Origin of the sequence: Thalassorhabdus alkalitolerans (assembly GCF_042656525.1) — a bacterium.
Classification (GTDB): domain Bacteria; phylum Bacillota; class Bacilli; order Bacillales; family Marinococcaceae; genus Thalassorhabdus; species Thalassorhabdus alkalitolerans.
Genome location: NZ_JBHSOZ010000008.1, coordinates 61,540 through 79,173, shown reverse-complemented (window position 1 = coordinate 79,173; position 17,634 = coordinate 61,540). Strand labels below are relative to the sequence as shown.

Below are 17,634 nucleotides of genomic sequence, written 5' to 3'. Positions count from 1 at the left end.
CCATAATCTAGTAAATAGTAAATAAATCTCTTTTTATATTACAACTATCAATGCCAAAACATCCTCCCTACGGGGTTCCAGGCAAGAAAAGAAAAAAGAAAGGAGAGCGATATGCAGATCACTCTCCTTTCTTCTGGGTGTTTTCAACAGCCCTGTAAACAGCACGTATAATTCCGGCATACCCTGTACAGCGGCAGATGTTTCCTGATAAGGCTTCTTTAATGTCTGCTTCTGAAGGTATTTCAATTTCTTTGAGTAATGCTTTCACCGCCATGATCATACCCGGGGTGCAATACCCGCATTGAAAGCCTCCTTCATTTAAAAAGGCTTCTTGAACGGGGTCCAGCTCTCCTTCTTCTCCCACGCCTTCTATAGTTGTAATAGTACCTCCATCGACTTGATAAGCAAGTACGAGACAAGCATTTACAAGCTCCCCGTTCAGAAACACCGAACACGCTCCGCAGCGGCCGATGCTGCAAGAAATTTTGGTGCCTGTAAAGTTTAATTCCTTCCTTAACATATCAATGAGTCTATAGGCAGGCGGAACTGTAAGATATACAGGCTTGTTATTAATAGTTAGAAAGATGTTTACCATCTGTTGTTCTGCTGGCGGCTCTTGCATTGCTAATTTTTTATCCATGACAGGACCCCCTTCTCATTGGAAACAGCTTGGAGCAATTCCTCTGATGATACTGGCAGCTTAGATACCCAGCATCCAACGGCATTTTTAATCGCAGCTGTAACAGCCGGTGATACTGCCACTGTTCCGATTTCCCCTACTCCCCTGGGCCCATATATATATCCCTCAGTCAGCATTTCTACCGCCTTTACATCCATGTCAAAAGGAACATCACTAATACTTGGCATCATATAAGAATCAAGATTGTCGGTTACATATTTGCTGTCAACCATTAAAGCCTCTTCAAACAATGTGTAGCCAAGCGCCATCACGCCTCCGCCTTCTATTTGCCCCGTGTATCCCAAATGACTTACCACAGGTCCTGCTGAGACAGCCTGGTCAAGATGGGTTACTTTTACCTTTCCAGATAATAGATTCACTTCCACTTCAGCAAATACACCGCTAAAGGTATATAAAAAATGACCTGAATCTATTTCATCTGGTGTAGTCGGAAAATCAAAACTTGTGTTTACCACGACAGGTTTACCGTTACACTGTTGCATAATATCTTCATAGGTCATCAGCAGTTTTTTTGAATCATCCTTCGTTATATAAACTCCGCCTTTTCCCAGGCTCAGTTGATGCTTAGGAATAGTTGTCACCTGTTCCGCCCGCTTTAGTACTTCTTTTATAAAAGTACCTTTCAACCTCTGAACAGCATGCCAGACCATGCTGGTTCCTCTTGAAGCTGTGGTTGAGCCCGAGGCTGGAACCGTATTGGTGTCTCCAATAACAATGTCTATATCATCTGATGAACAGCCTAGTTCCTCTGTAATAATCGTATCAATAACAGACAAAATCCCCTGTCCCACTTCTTCAAAACCAAAAGAAATTTCGATTTTTCCATCTTCCCGTAAGGAAAGCCTTCCTCCTGCAGGGTCAAGACGGCCGTACCCCAGGCCTCCGCCATGCATTGTAATAGCAATACCTGTTCCTTTTTTCTTCCAGGGTTCCTGGATTTCCTTTGGCTTTGAGACTCTTCTGTCTGACACCTTCTTAATCTCTTCTAATACATAAGCTGCTCCCTCTGTAAGAGCAATTCTTTGACCTAAAGGTCCTAAGTCCTCCTCCCTTCTGATATTAGCTTTTCGAAACACTACCGGGTTAATGTTCAGTTTCTCAGCTAACCGCTCAACTTGACCTTCTAGTGCAAACGTTACCTGATTGCCCCCAAAGCCTCTAAATTCACCTGCCACTCCATTGTTTGTAAACACCGAAATGCCATTTACTTCAACGTTTGGAATAATGTAAGGTCCCACTGCATGCTCGACAGCAAAATCTAATATCGCAGGACCCAGGGTAGAATAAGCTCCTGTATCGGCAACAATGTCCACTTTGTGTGCAAGAATTTTTCCTTCATCATTGGCCCCCGTCTTCATTGTAATTCTCATCGGATGCCTCTTAATACTGGAGATAAACGATTCCTTTCTTGTTTGGTGAATTTTTACAGGCTGCTTTGTAAGGAGTGCTAATATTGCAGCGTAAGGCTGGATATTCAACTCGTCTTTCCCGCCAAAAGATCCGCCCATTGGACTTGATACGACCCTGATCTTTTCTTCGGGAAGCGCAAGAATTCTTGATAATTGAAAACGATCTTTAAAGCCGTGCTGAGTCCCAATATATACTGTAATTCCTCCATCTGCTTCAGGAACAATAACTCCCCCCTCCGTATCCATGTAACCATGCAGCTGCCGGGGGAGCTGGTACGTCTCTTCTACTACTTCAGTGCATTGTCCAAAGCCGTCCATTACCGTCCCCTTTGAATACCCAGCGCGATGAAGGAGATTTCCATCTGGATGAAGCTTAGGGGCATCTCTATTTAAGGCTTTTTTGGGATCATCAATAACGTCCAACTCTTCATATTCTATCTCTATCAGATCCATGGCGTAGGCTGCTGCTTCTTCTGTCTCCGCGGCCACAGCCGCCACAGCGTCTCCCACGTACCTTACCCGGTCCTGACAAAATACAGGCTGGTCCGGCTGGACAATTCCGTAGCCATTTAGTCCAGGAACATCTTTATACGTAGCTACCGCTTTTACACCAGGCACTCTCTCAGCTTTTTCAGTGGAAATAGAAAGTATTGCTGCGTGAGGGTGCTCACTCCTTAGTATCTTTCCATAAAGCATATTTGGAAATGTGAGGTCACTCAAGTATTTCAGGTCTCCCGTTATTTTTGAAACCCCGTCAGGCCGCACTTTGTTTCGACTGATATGTGGTTCGTTTGCCGTCTCCATCCTATTCCTCCTTTCTTTTTTGCTCAATCAGTCTGTGAAACTCTGAAACCATAATATTTGCCGCTACTTTCTTTTTATAAGATGCCGATGAAAAAGGGTCTGACATTGGGCTGAATTCTTCCATCACGCCATCATAGAGGTCTTTCATGAGTAACGGGTGATAGACAGTATCTTCGAGCAATTTTTCACAGCCAACCAGCCTTTCAGGATGGTGGTCCCCTCCGCCACAGGCAAGTCGAATATTCTTTAGGGTCCCCATGCCGTCCTTTAAATCAAGCTCTCCAGAACAAGCTACGGTGAGCATCGAAGCAGTAAATGCCTCTCGGCGTCCTACTTTTTTGTAAAATCTAAAGGGTTTGTTCTGGACCTCCTCAAAAGGAAGACTAACACTTAGTAATAGACGAGAAGTTGGGTCTTGATCCTTACCATATATAGCATCCATGTACTCCTCAATTGGTTCGGTAATATATTCAGCCTCAATAAAATATGTCACTTTAGCCTGTAATACGAGTAATGCAGGTATAATGTCTCCTTTTCCATATGAGATATTCCCCCCAATGGTCCCGCGGCTGCGCACAGCTGGAGCAGCAACATTCTTTACGGCTTCGATGAAGAAAGGATAATGCTCCTTAAGGTCATCATCACGAAGACAACCAGCTAAAGTGGTCAAAGCTCCTATTTTCAAAAATGTGCCTTCTTCACTTTCTTCCTTTGTAATTCCTTTCATTTCCTTTATTTGTTCTAAACTGATCATATGCTTTGGCAGTGGGGTCCCCTTCTCTCTTTGAAGCTGAATAAAGGTTCCTCCCGCTATAAATAATGCATCTTCCTTATATTGGATCTTTTTTTTCCATGCTTCTGCCACCTTTGCAGGGGTCCAGACGATTGTGTAAAAAGGGTCTGTTTGATGTTCTGTTAATGGTTCTTCACTTCTTTTATCCATTGGTACTCTTCCTTTGTATCAATATCATAAAAATTTTCCCATTTGTCATTTTCTATCACCACTCCTTTAATTAAGGGATCATGACGCAAGACAGCCCGTGCACCTTGATCTCCTTGAAGCTTCATCAGCTTTGGAAAAAGATCTCTAGATAAAAAGATCGGAGGCTGAATTCTATCCTTAAAGCTTGCAGCTGCATATTGATTAGCGCTTCCCACCGCCTCTCTGCTTTGAATGATCACTTCCTCTAAAAGCGATAAAGATAGAAAGGGCTGGTCTCCAAGTAATACGACTGCACCATACACTTCCTCTGTTTCCGCCTTGTTAAGTCCTGCTCGTAAGGAATACGCCTGCCCCAAGTCAGTCTGTTTTGCTTTTACCTGAGTCCACCGGCTTCGGTAAAAAGGGGAAAAAAGCAGGGGGTCTACCCACTCCAACTGGTCCTTTTCATCTGTAACAACCAAAATATGATCAAGACTAGAATCTAACGCTGTTTTTAAGGAGAGACTGCCTATCGATAACTGACCTAAGAAAAGAGCCAGCTTATTTTCACCCATTCGGCGGCTTTTGCCGCCCGCAAGCAAAATACCTATGACCTTGGGTTTCATTAGGTAGAAACCTTCTCATGCCCTGGCGTTTTCTTAACAACTTTTACTAGCTCAGCCGCAACACTAAGAGCGATTTGCTCCGGCCCCTCTGCGCCTATATCAAGCCCTATAGGGCTGTGAATAAAAGAGGGAACATCCTTTTTCTCAAGCAAACGGGAAGTTCTTGATTGGGATCCAAGCACCCCTAAATAACGCAGCGGCTTATCTTTCACGTGAGATAAAATTTCTTTATCTTTATGAAAATTATGAGTCATAAGAATCACACTATCTTTGGGAGTAAAGGTGATCTGTTGCAAAAGATCTTCAGGAAACCCAGTCATAAGATTGACTGCCTCTGGAAACCTTTCTTTTGTACATAAAGCCGGCCTCCAATCAGCTACAGTAACAGTAAAGCCCGATTGGTCAGCAAAGGATGCCAGCGGGACCGCATCAGGCCCTGCACCAAAAATAAATAACCGTGGTTTAGGCTGAAAATATTGAAAATAAACCTCAGTCAGCGGATCCAGGCTCAGTTGCTTACCACTTTTAAGTCCTTCTTTTGATGCTTTGTCCCTCAATTCCTTAAGAGAGTCAATATGGCGGTCAATAACCCAATCTCCAAATACAACGTCATCGTCAGTTAAAAAGAAGCATTCTGCCCGTTGTTCCTCAACATCTATCTTTTTTCCCATGAGCACTTCTTTTCCCTTCGCCAACTGGGACCCTAACATTTTCAGCTGTTTTAAAAAAATATCATCGAGGGGTTCTAGAAGAATTTCAATCTTTCCATTACAGCCTGAGCCTTCCCCCCAAGAAATTTCATCACTGTTTCTCATGTCATAAACAATTTTTGTGGACCCTCGAGCCAGAACACTGTCTTTGCGAGCAAGGATGTCCTCCTCAAGGCACCCCGCACTCAAAACACCAATTTGAGCTCCGTCTCCCTTGACAAGCATCGATGTTCCTTCTTTTCGATATGCCGATCCTTCAACATGAATAATGGTTGCAAGCATTGCTCTTTGAGAAGAGGAATCAATTTCTTCCAAAACCTCGTAAATTGTATCCATCCTTTGCTCCTCCTTTACGTGTCCTGACCTCTTCTTTTGCTCCCTATGCTCTTCTAGGCAAGACTGGGCATTTTCGCAAGCAATCGTTTTATTGACTCATTTGATTTTGTTAACACTTCTTCTTCATCAATGTGTGTAAGCTTTCGCTCCTCCATGACGATGTCACCGTTAATCATTGTCATTTCCACATCTTGGGCACTAGCTGAATATACAATTCTGGAGATAGGATCAACCGTCTCTGAAGGATAAGAATGAAACTTCTTTAGGTTAACCATAAAGAGATCTGCTTTCTTTCCTTCTTCTAAGCTTCCAATTTCATCTTCCAAACCCACTGCTTTCGCCCCGCCAATTGTGGCCATTTTCAATACTTTCTCTGCCGGCATCGCTGTCGGCCCGTGGTAAGGTTTGGGGAGAAGAGCGGCAAGCTTCATCTCTTGAAACATGTTGAGTGTGTTATTACAAGGAGCTCCGTCTCCTCCAAGGCTGACCTGAATTCCTTCTTCTGTCATGCCGTATACATCCGCTATGCCAGACGCCAGTTTCAAGTTAGAACCAGGGCAGTGAGTGACCTTTACGTTTCTCTCCTTGATAATCTGCTTTTCTCTTTCGTTCAGCCATATGCAATGAGCCAGAACCAAGCGTTCATTTGCTAATCCAATATGGTCAAGGTACTCTACATTTCTCATCCCGCGCTGTTCTTCCACGATTCTGATTTCGTCCTTGTTTTCCGAGGCGTGAGTATGAACAAGAACATTATAAAAGTGTGATAAGTCTCTTACCTCAGTGAGCAAATTCTCTGTACAGGAGACGACAAAGCGCGGACAAAAAGCATATTGTAGACGTCTCCCATCATGTCCATGCCATTTTTCAAGCAGTTGAACACTATGTTCAACTGAATGCTTCGTGCTCTCTAAAAGCTGAGGCGGCAAATTATCTCCTAAGTCCATCATCACTTTTCCGGATAAGGCCCTGATTCCCGACTTCGCCATAGCTTGAAATGCGGCTTCAGTGTGGTTTACAGTTTCCATATCCACGACTGTTGTTGTGCCCCCCTGAATTAATTCTCCTAGTCCCAGCATGGCAGAATAATAAAGTGATTCACTGTCATGTGCTGCTTCTAGAGGCCACAGCTTGTTTTGCAGCCAATCCATCAGTTCCATATCATCAGCTTGACCGCGAAACAAGGTTTGGCATAAGTGAATGTGGGTCTGAACAAAACCGGGAAGAATGGTTTTTCCTTGTGCATCTATAACTTTCGTCTCCGGCCTTGTTACTTCTGTTAAGTCCTCTCCAATCTTTTTTATTTGCTTTCCTTCTATGAACAAATCACCATAAATAATGTCCATGGATTCATTCATCGTAATAATTTCTGCATTCTTTATTAAAGTGCTTTCCATGCAAGTTCCTCCTTTTTCGCTCTTTAAGCGGCTGTTAACTTATCTTGGTTTTCTCTGATGGCAGGGTATCTAATGTTTCTCGCTGAACTGCTTTTTCCTGCCGAAGGTAGTAGTAACTAAAAAGCCCTGCCAGGAGCAGGTAACCTGCCATAAAATCAGGTGCAGCAGCCACCTGCAGTTCAGATGCATGCATAAATCCTAAAAAGGATAACAAAGCACCTATTAACGAAAAAATTGCTGCTTTTCCAAAATGCTTGTCGGTTATAAAAGCTGTGACTGCCCCTAAAACGATTCCGGTGAACATTGCTCCTTCTCCTAAGGGAATAATTCCAGTGGAGAGCTCTTGTACAATATCGCCTGCATCACCTTGAAAGTTTGTCATTATATAATTTGCAAAATAAGGGAGCATGGCAATAGCCACAGCTGGGTAATATTTTGTATGGTTATTCTGAAACGCTGTGGATACCATGGAGATGCCTACGAATACAAGGATTGGAGCGATAACAGCCACGGGAATGATCTCAGCCATCGCAGCAATTAGACCAAACATGGCTGCTGCGGCATAAACGATCCCATTTAAGATGCTGTATCCACGCCCAGCTCCCATCCATTTTGAGCCCACAGATGCTATATAAACGGTTGTTGGAAAGATCCCTCCAAACAAGGCACCTATCATTGTTCCTGCTCCATCAACCGCCTGGCATTCACGCACATCATATTCATCGCCCTCTACTGCCATGGCCTCTACATTATTCATGGTCTCTATTGCGTTATAAATCGTAATCGGGACAAGAACTGCTAATAATCCAATCAATCCAGTAAAAAGGTAAACCATACCATCAAACGCAGCTAAGGTAGGAAGAAGGGGGTAAAACCCCACGTTGCTAAGGCCTTCGGTAATATTTCCTGCACTGTGCTGGCCAAGAAGAAAAGCTAACAATGTCCCAATGACAATAGCGAACAATGAAGAAGGAATATTAAATGGCATTGATACTTTTCCAATGAACCCTAGAAGAATAATTCCAAGTACAAGTATTCCTATCATAGGCATTTCAAGGGTGGCAAAAAGCATTTCGCCAGCCACAAAGGTAAGAGCTACCCCTGCCAGAGCTCCAAGCATCGCCGGTCTTGGTATGTTTTTTCTAACCCATTTTCCAGCGAAGCTCACAACACACTCAATCAGTCCGCTAAGAAAAGCTGCCGCAACTGCTATCCTCCAAGCCAATTCCGGATCATTGGTTAGAGTGTATGCTGGCAGAGTAACGCCAAATAAAAAAACAAACATCACGGGTGTGCTAATTCCATAAGAAAGAGCTGTAACATCAATTCTGCCCTCTTTTTGTGCCAGCCTCTTTGCCGAATGTGCATAATATAAATTTCCTGCTAACACGGCAACAGCTGCTCCAGGAATCACTTGACCAAAAACAATGCTTGCTGGAAACCCCATCCCTAAAAGTGTGACTGCGATGATAACAAAGTTAGCCAGGTTATTTTGAAATAAAGCAAAGAAAGCATCAATGTCTTGTTTTTTAAATAAGGGATAATGGACTATCTTTCCATCCATTTGTTATATACCTCCTTCACTTCAATCATTTGCATACTCATTCTCCTAAGCAGATTTTTGGTTTTTGGAACAAAAAAACCGGAGAAATGCATAGCCAAATACGCTAACATCATTTCCCCGGTTTCTTCACCTCTCCGGCAAGCAGAGAGGAAGCTCCCGATCAATCTGTGGATAAGAAAACAACCGTTACAACAGCTCGTTCTCCTATACCTAATCGTGCTATCGACTTATCTTGCCTTTATTGTAAAAAATAGTTTATTGCCTGTGTGAATTTACGTAAGAAATGCTTACACTCTTTTTATTGCTTTTCTGTTAAGTAAATGACAGCCACTGCTTCCTCACTCTTAGGGTCAAAATCTTTAAGGATGGTTTTTACTTTTAGATTCAACTGGCTCCCCAATTCCTTTTTTAAGCGTTCTTTAAATTCTTGAATAAGAGTGTAATCAACTGATAATGTAAGCTCGGGATGCTTCTGTCCAATCGCATGCAAAGCCTGCACTCTTTTGTGCAAGCCAAAAATAATAATTTTATCCTCTAAGACCTCAATTTTTTGCTTTCTAACTCCCAGGCCATACATCTCCTGGTTAACCTTATTATAAATTTGAGCAATGGTTTTCTTCATGGATTTCTCTTGTGCAGTTGAATGTGGCAATGTAAATCATCTCCCTGCTCATACTGTCTACATTATAGGCTTTGGCCTTTATTACAGTAATATCTTTGTAAGGTTTTCTTCTATAATTTCTCTTGTCTACCAAGTCCAAAAAAAAGACATGCCCTGTCCTAGGCATGCCAATTCCTTACTCTACTTTTTCTTCCTGTTCTTTAACCCGGTCCAATGTCATTTGATAGCTGTCGTTTCCATAATTTAAGCAGCGCTTCACACGAGAAATCGTTGCTGTACTCGCTCCGGTTTCTGTTTCAATTTTGTGGTAGGTATATCCTTGCTGAAGCATACGTGCTACTTCCAAACGCTGGGCAAGAGATTGAATTTCATTTACAGTGCAAAGATCGTCAAAAAACTGGTAACATTCTTCGAGATCACGAAGGGATAAAATGGCGTTAAACAGTTGGTCGAGCTCTTTTCCCCTTAACTTATCAATTTGCAATGAAGGACACCTCTTTCATCCTGATTCTCATGTAATCTTTCTGTCTTATGGGCTTAGTTCTACTGCGTGATCTACTCCTGGAGATGAAGGGACAATGTTAATCCAGGTATTTCCCGGTACAAGCGGAACGGTCTTGCCATTTTTCACAGGCAAAAGACGCCCGTCTATGTTTTTCCACTCCACATCATAAGCTTGTCCCTTTTGAAGAAGGATTCCATTTCCTCCAGTTGACAGCTCAATACTTCTTCTTCCTTGTTCGTCCACTTCTTTATGAGGGGCTTCCAAAATAAGAATGTTAGATATAGTAATAGGCTCCTGTGTCTCTAAGTCGATATCTTTCTTATTATCCGTGGCCCGTAAATATGACCCTGATTGCTGATCAAAAGTATAGGTAACATCATATTGGTCCAAGTAATTGATTTCAGCTTTGGAAGCCTCGGCAGTCTGCTCCAATGTTTCTTCCTCAGCAAATGGAAGGGGCCTAACCTCGTACTCTGCTTCATAACCCTTACTCGTAAGCCCGGATAGTGCATCGATATAAGAAATATAAGAATTATGCGGCGCAGACCGATCCGATGATCTTTGAAACAGCGTTCCGTCATGATGAAGTCCGCTTAGATAGGGAGCTGCGTTGTTTTCGAGCATCCTTTCTGCCTCCGGGCTCCAGCCATGTGTAACAAAGAATGCATCAAAACCGTTAGCCAGGTCAATATGGTATCCTCGAGCACTGCGTACCGGACCTATTCTAACTGGCTGCTGACTCTGATAAATAGCAACAAACCTAGTGACCGCACCTTCACTTAATACTTCGTATACAACATCCGCATGCTGCAGTCCGGACTGAGGCCGCGCTTCCGGATGGTTATTAATGATAACTGCAAGAGGACGGTTAACAATGTGAGAATCTGCTTGTTCCCCGGTTAAAGGGTAAATAACACTGTCGTCACCCTTTTCTTGGGAACGAGCTTCTTTGCTGCTGGAAAAAGGATCATAAGGGTTTTCACTATTACTTCCTGTTAATCCAGCCCACAATACGACCGCCGCTCCAAGGAACGTGACACTAATAAAAATTATGATCCACTTTGTCATCTCGTTCCAACCTTTTCCGAGTTTCAAACTTACTTTTATAGTTTAACGCATAATCGAAGGAAAGAGTACACTTTTCTTATGAACATCATAGATTCCTTTTTGAGTGACCCGGATATATGGCAAATGCGTGGAAGAAAAGAAGAGAACACTGTAAATAGGATCGTCATGAGGGTATCCTCGTTCCTTTAATGCTTGTTCCAACTGCTCATGCTGCTCCATGACATTTTCCATACATTCCAGTGACATAGCACCAAACAGGGTCAAAGGCATACTCATAACTACCTCATCATTTTCCACCAGGAACATGCCGCCATTATGAGTTTTAAGCTCTTTAAAGGCACGGAGCATATCTTTTTTGCTTTTCCCTATAAGAACTACGTCTCCAGTATTGGAATAAGTGGTAGCAAACCCCTGAACATTTGTTGCAAACCCTTTGATAACCGTGTTAATTCTCCACTTTCCATGACGATCAATCATAATAAAATAACTTTCATCATGTTCTGAAGAAAGGACATCTTGCGTGGCGTCCACAGTAACCTGATAAGGCTTCAAAATCACTGAGTTAACCAGTTCAAGTCCCATAGGCATGGAGAAAGTCAAGTCTTCCTCTGTTAGTGTCCAGTCCACTAAAAATGGATACACTCCATGCTCCTCCCAGGAGAAATGTTTATCTGGATATCTGCACTCTCCCTCGTAAAGGACCCACTTACCTTTTGCTAAAACTGAGCTCGGCAGGGGATTTTCCATATCATCCAAAATATTCAAATGAGCTATTCTTCCAGGTGCGACCATCCCAATTTGGTCGTCTATGGAGTAGTGCCTGGCTACATTGTAAGAAGCCATTTCATACGCATCAATTACAGGGACACCCTTTTCAATTGCGATAGCAATCATATTATCAATAACCCCGTTTTTGTAAAACGCCGGGGTAGAACCATCAGTGGTGAATATAAAACGGCTGTAATCTTTTACTTCACTCTCCTTAAGATCCTCTAAGATCTTTGGCAAATCAGGGCGGATCGATGAGTAACGCAATGAAGTAATCAGCCCTAGATCCAGCCTGCGTAAAGCCTCTTCTCCCGTCATTGCTTCATGGTCGCTATTTACTCCAAGAACAGACAACTGTGTTAATGTCCTCTCAGAAGCTCCCGGAAGATGCCCTTCAATAGGCTTATTGATCTCCTTTGTGTATTGCATCCAATGTAAAATCGTATCATCACCGTGCATCACTTTCGGCCACCCTGTGAGTTCCCCTCCCTGCAGGACAAGAGGATGATCCAGCCATGCCTTCATGTTAGAAGGTGAAAATAAGGAATCTTCTTCCTCCATTTCAGTCTGTGCATCGTATCTGCACCACCAGAACATGCTCGTTGGCAGCTGGTCAAGCTCCTCTATCAAAGTAAGCGCTTTCTTTTTTTCAATATTCAAAAAGAAAAACATGTTGTCGTTAATGAGGGTCGTCGTTCCCCGTTTAGATGCATACTCAGCAAGGGTATGGGGATTATATAATTGAAACGGGTGTGCGTGGGGTTCTATATAGCCTGGTACTATGTATTTATCAGTACAGTCTACAATTTCGGTGTTCTTTGTATTAGCGGGAAAATCTTTCCCCACATAAACAATCCGGTCTTCATAAATCCAAATGTTCCCCTTTAACCAATCCTTACGAGGACTGCTTAAATACGTAGCATTTTTCAAAACCTTTGTGGGAGGTTTCTCTTCTCTTATAACAGAAAGCTGCTCACGCAGCATTGGTTTCGTCCATCGAAAAAGCTGTGCTGCCATGTCCACCACCTGCTTTCAATTGTGTAAAATATCAAATTAGTATTATGGGAATGTATGGTAGCATTATATCACATTTTCGTCCATTACCTTACGAAAGTGTGCCCTCATCTTATCATGTTCCCATATAGAAAGGAAGGTCTTTGTCATGAAATCCAACATAGGAATTTTGAATGCATTATGCAGAATTACCTGCGGATTAACAGTACTGGCTTGGGCAACAGCTAAATTAACAAAGCGTTCGTCCAGTTCAATGTATTTGTTAGCTGCCATGATGGGAGCTATGAAGGTAGGAGAAGGGATTACGCGTTTTTGCCCAATTACAAAAATGGTTCAGGATACTGTACAAGAAGCTGACAGCCAAAGCGAAGGACAGTCTGAAACCGGTCCTTCCATGAATCAACTTTAATTAAAAAAGGGACCCGTTGCCGGGACCCCTTTTTTTGTTAAGAATGTTTGCCGGCTTCATGAGGAATCCTGATAGCAAGGAGTGATAATATGTTTAATGCTTACTGGGAGTATGTCACCCATACATTATTTGTTTACTCAATGCTCATTGGTTCTCTCATGGCCGTTGGAGCTGTATTTGTTAAAAAGAAATACGTGAAATAGCTTTCTCTCCAATATCTTTTCGATAAAAAAGGTGTTGTTCTTCAAGTGTGCTAAGTTTTTTATACGTTCTTTGTTGGGCTTCTTTTAATGTTGGTGCTTTTTCTGCATGCAATAGCACACGGCCGCCTGAGGTAACCAGGCGGTCCTTTTCTTTTTTAACCCCTGCATAAAAAGTGTACTCACCTTCCTGGAGACCAGTGATCTCGTGTCCCTTTTCGTACGAACCAGGGTAGCCTTTCGCTGCCGCCACTACCCCCACTACAGCATCTTCCGTCCACTTGATGTCCGGCTTATACCCATCAAGGATGGAAAAGATGATTTCACATAAATCAGACTCCATTCTCGGTAAGACTACTTGTGTCTCAGGGTCCCCAAACCGTGCATTAAACTCAATTACCTTAGGCCCGCTGGTTGTCATCATTAAGCCTGCATATAGAATTCCTGTAAAAAACCGGTTTTCTTCGACAAGAGCATCCGCCATTGGCTGAAGAACTTCCTCAACTGCACGCTGAACCTCAGTTTCGTTAAACTGGGGTACCGGACTATAAGCGCCCATTCCGCCAGTATTAGGTCCCTTGTCTCCATCATAAGCACGCTTGTGATCCTGAGAACCAACCATTGGAACTACCGTATGGCCGTGAACAAATGCCATTAACGAAAGCTCCTCACCATCAAGGTATTCCTCAATGACCACCTGGGCGCCGGCTTCTCCAAATTTATCATCTAGAAGGATATCCTTAAGACTTGCGACAGCTTCTTCTTCTGTCATTGCCACAGTCACGCCTTTTCCTGCTGCCAGTCCATCGGCTTTAATGACAATAGGTGCTCCCTGCTTCTTCACGTAAGCAGCTGCAGCCTCATACTCTGAGAAAACCTCATAATATCCTGTCGGGATCTGGTACTTTTCCATTAATTCCTTAGCAAATGACTTGCTTCCTTCAATAAGAGCGGCTTCTTGAGTCGGGCCAAAAACAAGAACATTCTCCTGCTGAAGACGATTAACCAGCCCATCAAGAAGTGGAACCTCAGGACCAACAAAGGTCAATCCTATCTCGTTCTGTTTAGCAAACTCCACAATCTGATCCTGCTCACTTTCCTTAATAGGCACGATATCGGCTACATTGCTCATCCCATCATTTCCAGGCGCCACGTAGACTTTGGTTACTTTTTTACTTTGCGAAAATTTCCATGCAAGAGCGTGTTCACGTCCGCCGCTGCCAACCACTAAAACGTTCATTGCACTCACCCTCCTCGTTATCCCCTTACTAACCTCTTACTGCTCCACTACCTAATGCCTTCTTAATGTTTGAAATGACGCACTCCTGTAAAGACCATCGTTATGCCCAGCTCATTAGCTTTCTCGATGGATTCTTCGTCTCGAATAGAGCCTCCTGGTTGAATAATCGCAGTGACACCTGATTTTCCTGCCTCTTCCACTGTGTCCTTCATTGGAAAGAAGGCATCAGAGCCCATGGCACTTCCTTGAGCATTCTCCGCGGCTTGTTCAAGGGCAATTTTAGCAGAGCCTACCCGGTTCATTTGCCCTGCTCCCACACCCACGGTTTTCTGGTCTTTTGCTAACACAATGGCATTAGACTTTACGTGCTTGACGACTTTCCAGGCGAGCTTCAGGTCTTTCCATTCTTCCTCAGATGGCTCTCTGTTTGTTACAACTTTTATCTCTGCGTCTTCAAAGCCTTTTACATCTTCTTCTTGGACAAGGGCTCCCCCGTGCACTGTTGTAACTTTTCTTTGGGCTTCACTGCCTGTATCTTTCAGGTTAATCGTCAATAGGCGAAGATTTTTCTTGCCAGTTAGAATTTCCTTAGCCTCTTCTGAGAAAGAAGGTGCAATAATGATTTCAAGAAATATCTCTTTCATCTGCAAAGCCGTGTCTTCGTCCACTTCCTCATTCACAGCGATAATACCGCCAAAAATGGAAACAGGGTCTGCTTCATAAGCTCTTTCAAATGCCTCCTTAATGGTCTGTCCCACACCAACCCCGCAAGGGTTCATATGCTTAATGGCAACAGCGGCAGGCTCATTAAATTCCTTTACAATGGACAATGCCGCATCTGCGTCATTGATATTGTTATATGAAAGCTCTTTTCCGTGAAGCTGTTCGGCATTGGCAATAGAGCTTTCCGGCCCTAAAGGCTGTTTATAAAAAGCTGCCTGCTGATGAGGGTTTTCTCCATAACGCAAATCTTGTTTCTTTTCGTATGTAACGGTATAGGATTCAGGATACAGCTCTCCTGTTTCTTTTGTTAAATATGTGGAAATCATAGCATCATAAGAAGCGGTATGGCGGAACACTTTTGCTGCCAGGCGCTGCTTTGTTTTGCTGCTGACTTCGCCAGTTTCTTTGATTTCTTCAAGAACGATCTCGTAATCCTCCGGGTCTGTTACAACTGTAACGTGGCGATGGTTTTTGGCTGCTGCCCTAAGCATTCCAGGTCCGCCGATATCGATATTTTCAATGGCTTCTTCAAAAGTGGTTCCTTCTTTGGCGATCGTCTCTTTAAAAGGATATAAATTCACAATAACCAGATCAATAGGTGTAATATTATGCTCTCTTAGTTGATCTAGATGCTCTTCTTTCTCACGCATAGCCAAGAGTCCGCCATGGATCGCAGGATGAAGGGTCTTCACTCTTCCATCTAATATTTCAGGAAAACCTGTGACTTCAGAAATCCCCGTAACCGGTACATTTGCTTCTTCCAATACACGTTTGGTTCCACCGGTAGAGACTACTTCTACACCTTCCTGAACTAGCTTTTTAACAAAGGGTACAATCCCCTCTTTGTTCGAAACACTTACCAATGCTCTTTTTAAACTCATGTTGATGTCTAGCTCCCTTCATGACTTTTGAATAATACAAGTGAAAATGTTGTAAAAAAGAAAGCCCGAGTTGGGCTGAAAGTTACAAAAGTTTTTAGTGATATTCACTTACATTTTGTCGTTCTAAAATGTTCTTCAAGGTTTGGGGATAGAGCCTGTGCTCTACAGTCTGAATAGCTTTCGTTACTGTCTCTCTATTGTCATCTTTCTCTATGACAATTGCTTCCTGGGCTATAATCGGGCCCGTATCCATGCCATCATCAACAAGATGGATGGTGACTCCCGTAACCTTAACTGATGCTTGAAGTGCTTGCCCTATCGCATCTTTTCCAGGAAAGGACGGCAGCAACGAAGGATGGATGTTAACGATTTTTCCTGGATACTCTTGCAAAAGTGTATCTCCAACTAAACGCATATACCCGGCCAAAACAAGAAATTCAACATCACGACTTTTTAGTTCATCTAAAATAACCTTTTCATATGATGCTTTACTTGGAAAGTCTGAAGCCTGAAAAACAAATGTATCAATTCCAAGCTTCTGTGCCCTTTGCAGTACGATAGCATCCTTTTTATCGCAAACAACAAGCGCTATTGAAGCGTCCAGTTTTCCAGTATGAATGGCTTCTGCTATGGATTGAAAATTTGTGCCGCTTCCTGAAGCAAACACGGCTAACCTTGTCACGAGGACACCCCCTGAATCTCTATACCCTCTTTGTCTGTGACCTTCCCAATCACATAAGCTTCTTCTCCTTGTTCTCTTACATGTTTCAAAGCTTTCTCAGCTTCCCCTTCACTGACACAAACAACAAAACCGATTCCCATATTAAACGTGCCAAACATATCCTTTTCACTTAATTCGCCCTTTTCCTGAATAAAGGAAAAGATCTCCGGCCTTTTCCAGGAAGAAGGGTCAACTGATGCACCGCAGCCATTGGTAAGCATGCGGGGAATGTTTTCATAAAAGCCGCCGCCTGTCACATGGGCCATCCCTTTTATGTCCACCTTGTTCATCAAGCTTAATACAGGAGATACATAAATTTTTGTCGGCTCAAGAAGCTCCTCACCTAAAGAACGCTGAAAAGGGGCATACGTTTCATGCAGGGAGAGACCTGAATTCTCAAGCAATACCTTCCGGACAAGGGAAAACCCGTTACTGTGAATGCCAGAAGAAGAAAGGCCGATCAGAACATCACCTGTTTGAATCTTCTCCCCTGTAATTAATTTTGACTTCTCGGCTACCCCTACTGAGAATCCAGCAATGTCGTACTCTTCTTCTTCATACATCCCTGGCATTTCAGCTGTTTCCCCGCCAATAAGAGCTGAGTTTGCCTCTTTGCACCCTTCAGCCACACCTTTTACAATCGCTTCAATCTTTTCAGGATAGGCTTTCCCGCAGGCAATGTAATCAAGGAAATAAAGAGGTTCAGCACCCTGGACCACGATATCATTTACGCACATAGCTACTGCATCTTTTCCGATGGTATCATGCTTGTCCATCATAAAAGCAAGCATGAGCTTTGTACCGACTCCATCTGTTCCCGAAATAAGGACAGGTTCCTTGTACGGTAAGGAAGAAAGATCAAACATACCGCCAAAAGCTCCTAAACCTCCCATGACCTCCGGACGCATTGTCATGTTGACATGTTTTTTCATTCGATTGACTGCTTCGTATCCAGCTTCAACGTCTACACCGGCCTGTTTGTAAGCTTCAGACATTGTATAGGCCTCCTTGTCAT

17 protein-coding genes are annotated in these 17,634 nt (G+C 43.1%); 2 read left to right on the top strand and 15 right to left on the bottom strand.

All coding sequences use genetic code 11. The annotated features are described in order from the left end of the window. Positions 1-118 precede the first annotated feature (118 nt). The 11 genes from ACFPU1_RS14105 to ACFPU1_RS14055 all read right to left on the bottom strand — a co-directional run bounded on the left by ACFPU1_RS14105 (position 119) and on the right by ACFPU1_RS14055 (position 12,448). Positions 119-640 carry a (2Fe-2S)-binding protein gene (locus ACFPU1_RS14105; protein WP_385942323.1) on the bottom strand — a complete coding sequence of 174 codons (522 nt, stop codon included), beginning with the start codon at positions 638-640 and terminating at the stop codon, positions 119-121. Further along, a complete protein-coding gene (pucD, locus tag ACFPU1_RS14100) occupies positions 625-2,913 on the bottom strand; it encodes a xanthine dehydrogenase subunit D (protein WP_385942320.1) in 2,289 nt (762 codons plus the stop codon). Before pucD ends, ACFPU1_RS14105 begins: the two co-directional genes overlap by 16 nt. A gap of 1 nt (position 2,914) precedes the next feature. Beyond that, complete coding sequence (locus ACFPU1_RS14095; protein ID WP_385942317.1) at positions 2,915-3,856, bottom strand: FAD binding domain-containing protein; 942 nt, start codon at positions 3,854-3,856, stop codon at positions 2,915-2,917. After that, complete coding sequence (locus ACFPU1_RS14090; protein ID WP_385942314.1) at positions 3,829-4,461, bottom strand: nucleotidyltransferase family protein; 633 nt, start codon at positions 4,459-4,461, stop codon at positions 3,829-3,831. The genes ACFPU1_RS14095 and ACFPU1_RS14090 overlap by 28 nt, the downstream gene beginning before the upstream one ends. After that, positions 4,461-5,507 carry an XdhC family protein gene (locus ACFPU1_RS14085; protein ID WP_385942311.1) on the bottom strand — a complete coding sequence of 349 codons (1,047 nt, stop codon included), beginning with the start codon at positions 5,505-5,507 and terminating at the stop codon, positions 4,461-4,463. The genes ACFPU1_RS14090 and ACFPU1_RS14085 overlap by 1 nt, the downstream gene beginning before the upstream one ends. Positions 5,508-5,560: 53 nt before the next feature. Then, the gene (locus ACFPU1_RS14080; RefSeq protein ID WP_385942308.1) at positions 5,561-6,904 is read right to left on the bottom strand and encodes a 5'-deoxyadenosine deaminase; all 1,344 of its coding nucleotides are present in this window, start codon (positions 6,902-6,904) and stop codon (positions 5,561-5,563) included. A 34-nt stretch (positions 6,905-6,938) separates the two neighbouring features. Beyond that, the gene (locus ACFPU1_RS14075; RefSeq protein ID WP_385942305.1) at positions 6,939-8,468 is read right to left on the bottom strand and encodes a SulP family inorganic anion transporter; all 1,530 of its coding nucleotides are present in this window, start codon (positions 8,466-8,468) and stop codon (positions 6,939-6,941) included. Between the two features lie 298 nt (positions 8,469-8,766). Next, positions 8,767-9,120 (bottom strand): Na-translocating system protein MpsC family protein, encoded by a 354-nt coding sequence (locus ACFPU1_RS14070; protein ID WP_385942302.1) that lies wholly within the window; start codon positions 9,118-9,120, stop codon positions 8,767-8,769. 145 nt (positions 9,121-9,265) lie between these two features. Continuing rightward, positions 9,266-9,574 carry a YerC/YecD family TrpR-related protein gene (locus ACFPU1_RS14065; RefSeq protein ID WP_054635947.1) on the bottom strand — a complete coding sequence of 103 codons (309 nt, stop codon included), beginning with the start codon at positions 9,572-9,574 and terminating at the stop codon, positions 9,266-9,268. A gap of 45 nt (positions 9,575-9,619) precedes the next feature. After that, positions 9,620-10,663 carry a DUF3048 domain-containing protein gene (locus ACFPU1_RS14060; protein ID WP_385942299.1) on the bottom strand — a complete coding sequence of 348 codons (1,044 nt, stop codon included), beginning with the start codon at positions 10,661-10,663 and terminating at the stop codon, positions 9,620-9,622. Between the two features lie 42 nt (positions 10,664-10,705). Then, a complete protein-coding gene (locus ACFPU1_RS14055) occupies positions 10,706-12,448 on the bottom strand; it encodes an adenine deaminase C-terminal domain-containing protein (protein WP_385942296.1) in 1,743 nt (580 codons plus the stop codon). A gap of 145 nt (positions 12,449-12,593) precedes the next feature. On the opposite strand from ACFPU1_RS14055, the gene ACFPU1_RS14050 reads away from it, so the two are divergent. Next, positions 12,594-12,854 (top strand): YgaP family membrane protein, encoded by a 261-nt coding sequence (locus ACFPU1_RS14050; RefSeq protein ID WP_385942293.1) that lies wholly within the window; start codon positions 12,594-12,596, stop codon positions 12,852-12,854. A gap of 89 nt (positions 12,855-12,943) precedes the next feature. Further along, positions 12,944-13,057, top strand: a complete 114-nt coding sequence (locus tag ACFPU1_RS14045) for an EYxxD motif small membrane protein (RefSeq protein ID WP_332835271.1) — start codon at positions 12,944-12,946, stop codon at positions 13,055-13,057. Here ACFPU1_RS14045 and purD read toward each other — a convergent pair. The 4 genes from purD to purM all read right to left on the bottom strand — a co-directional run bounded on the left by purD (position 13,035) and on the right by purM (position 17,614). Continuing rightward, positions 13,035-14,294, bottom strand: a complete 1,260-nt coding sequence (gene purD, locus ACFPU1_RS14040) for a phosphoribosylamine--glycine ligase (protein ID WP_385942289.1) — start codon at positions 14,292-14,294, stop codon at positions 13,035-13,037. The genes ACFPU1_RS14045 and purD overlap by 23 nt on opposite strands. Before the next feature lie 62 nt (positions 14,295-14,356). Beyond that, positions 14,357-15,898 carry a bifunctional phosphoribosylaminoimidazolecarboxamide formyltransferase/IMP cyclohydrolase gene (purH, locus tag ACFPU1_RS14035; RefSeq protein ID WP_385942286.1) on the bottom strand — a complete coding sequence of 514 codons (1,542 nt, stop codon included), beginning with the start codon at positions 15,896-15,898 and terminating at the stop codon, positions 14,357-14,359. A gap of 94 nt (positions 15,899-15,992) precedes the next feature. Further along, positions 15,993-16,580 carry a phosphoribosylglycinamide formyltransferase gene (gene purN, locus ACFPU1_RS14030; RefSeq protein ID WP_385942283.1) on the bottom strand — a complete coding sequence of 196 codons (588 nt, stop codon included), beginning with the start codon at positions 16,578-16,580 and terminating at the stop codon, positions 15,993-15,995. After that, on the bottom strand, positions 16,577-17,614 hold the full coding sequence (gene purM / locus ACFPU1_RS14025) for a phosphoribosylformylglycinamidine cyclo-ligase (protein ID WP_385942280.1): 1,038 nt from the start codon (positions 17,612-17,614) through the stop codon (positions 16,577-16,579). Before purM ends, purN begins: the two co-directional genes overlap by 4 nt. Positions 17,615-17,634: the final 20 nt, after the last annotated feature.

Coding starts and splice junctions, on each gene's coding strand:
- ACFPU1_RS14085 (WP_385942311.1), bottom strand. CDS start 5,507: ATGGATACAATTTACGAGGTTTTGGAAGAAATTGATTCCTCTTCTCAA.
- ACFPU1_RS14045 (WP_332835271.1), top strand. CDS start 12,944: ATGTTTAATGCTTACTGGGAGTATGTCACCCATACATTATTTGTTTAC.
- ACFPU1_RS14060 (WP_385942299.1), bottom strand. CDS start 10,663: ATGACAAAGTGGATCATAATTTTTATTAGTGTCACGTTCCTTGGAGCG.
- ACFPU1_RS14095 (WP_385942317.1), bottom strand. CDS start 3,856: ATGGATAAAAGAAGTGAAGAACCATTAACAGAACATCAAACAGACCCT.
- ACFPU1_RS14080 (WP_385942308.1), bottom strand. CDS start 6,904: ATGGAAAGCACTTTAATAAAGAATGCAGAAATTATTACGATGAATGAA.
- pucD (WP_385942320.1), bottom strand. CDS start 2,913: ATGGAGACGGCAAACGAACCACATATCAGTCGAAACAAAGTGCGGCCT.
- ACFPU1_RS14075 (WP_385942305.1), bottom strand. CDS start 8,468: ATGGATGGAAAGATAGTCCATTATCCCTTATTTAAAAAACAAGACATT.
- ACFPU1_RS14105 (WP_385942323.1), bottom strand. CDS start 640: ATGGATAAAAAATTAGCAATGCAAGAGCCGCCAGCAGAACAACAGATG.
- purH (WP_385942286.1), bottom strand. CDS start 15,898: ATGAGTTTAAAAAGAGCATTGGTAAGTGTTTCGAACAAAGAGGGGATT.
- purD (WP_385942289.1), bottom strand. CDS start 14,294: ATGAACGTTTTAGTGGTTGGCAGCGGCGGACGTGAACACGCTCTTGCA.
- purM (WP_385942280.1), bottom strand. CDS start 17,614: ATGTCTGAAGCTTACAAACAGGCCGGTGTAGACGTTGAAGCTGGATAC.
- ACFPU1_RS14055 (WP_385942296.1), bottom strand. CDS start 12,448: ATGGCAGCACAGCTTTTTCGATGGACGAAACCAATGCTGCGTGAGCAG.
- ACFPU1_RS14090 (WP_385942314.1), bottom strand. CDS start 4,461: ATGAAACCCAAGGTCATAGGTATTTTGCTTGCGGGCGGCAAAAGCCGC.
- ACFPU1_RS14050 (WP_385942293.1), top strand. CDS start 12,594: ATGAAATCCAACATAGGAATTTTGAATGCATTATGCAGAATTACCTGC.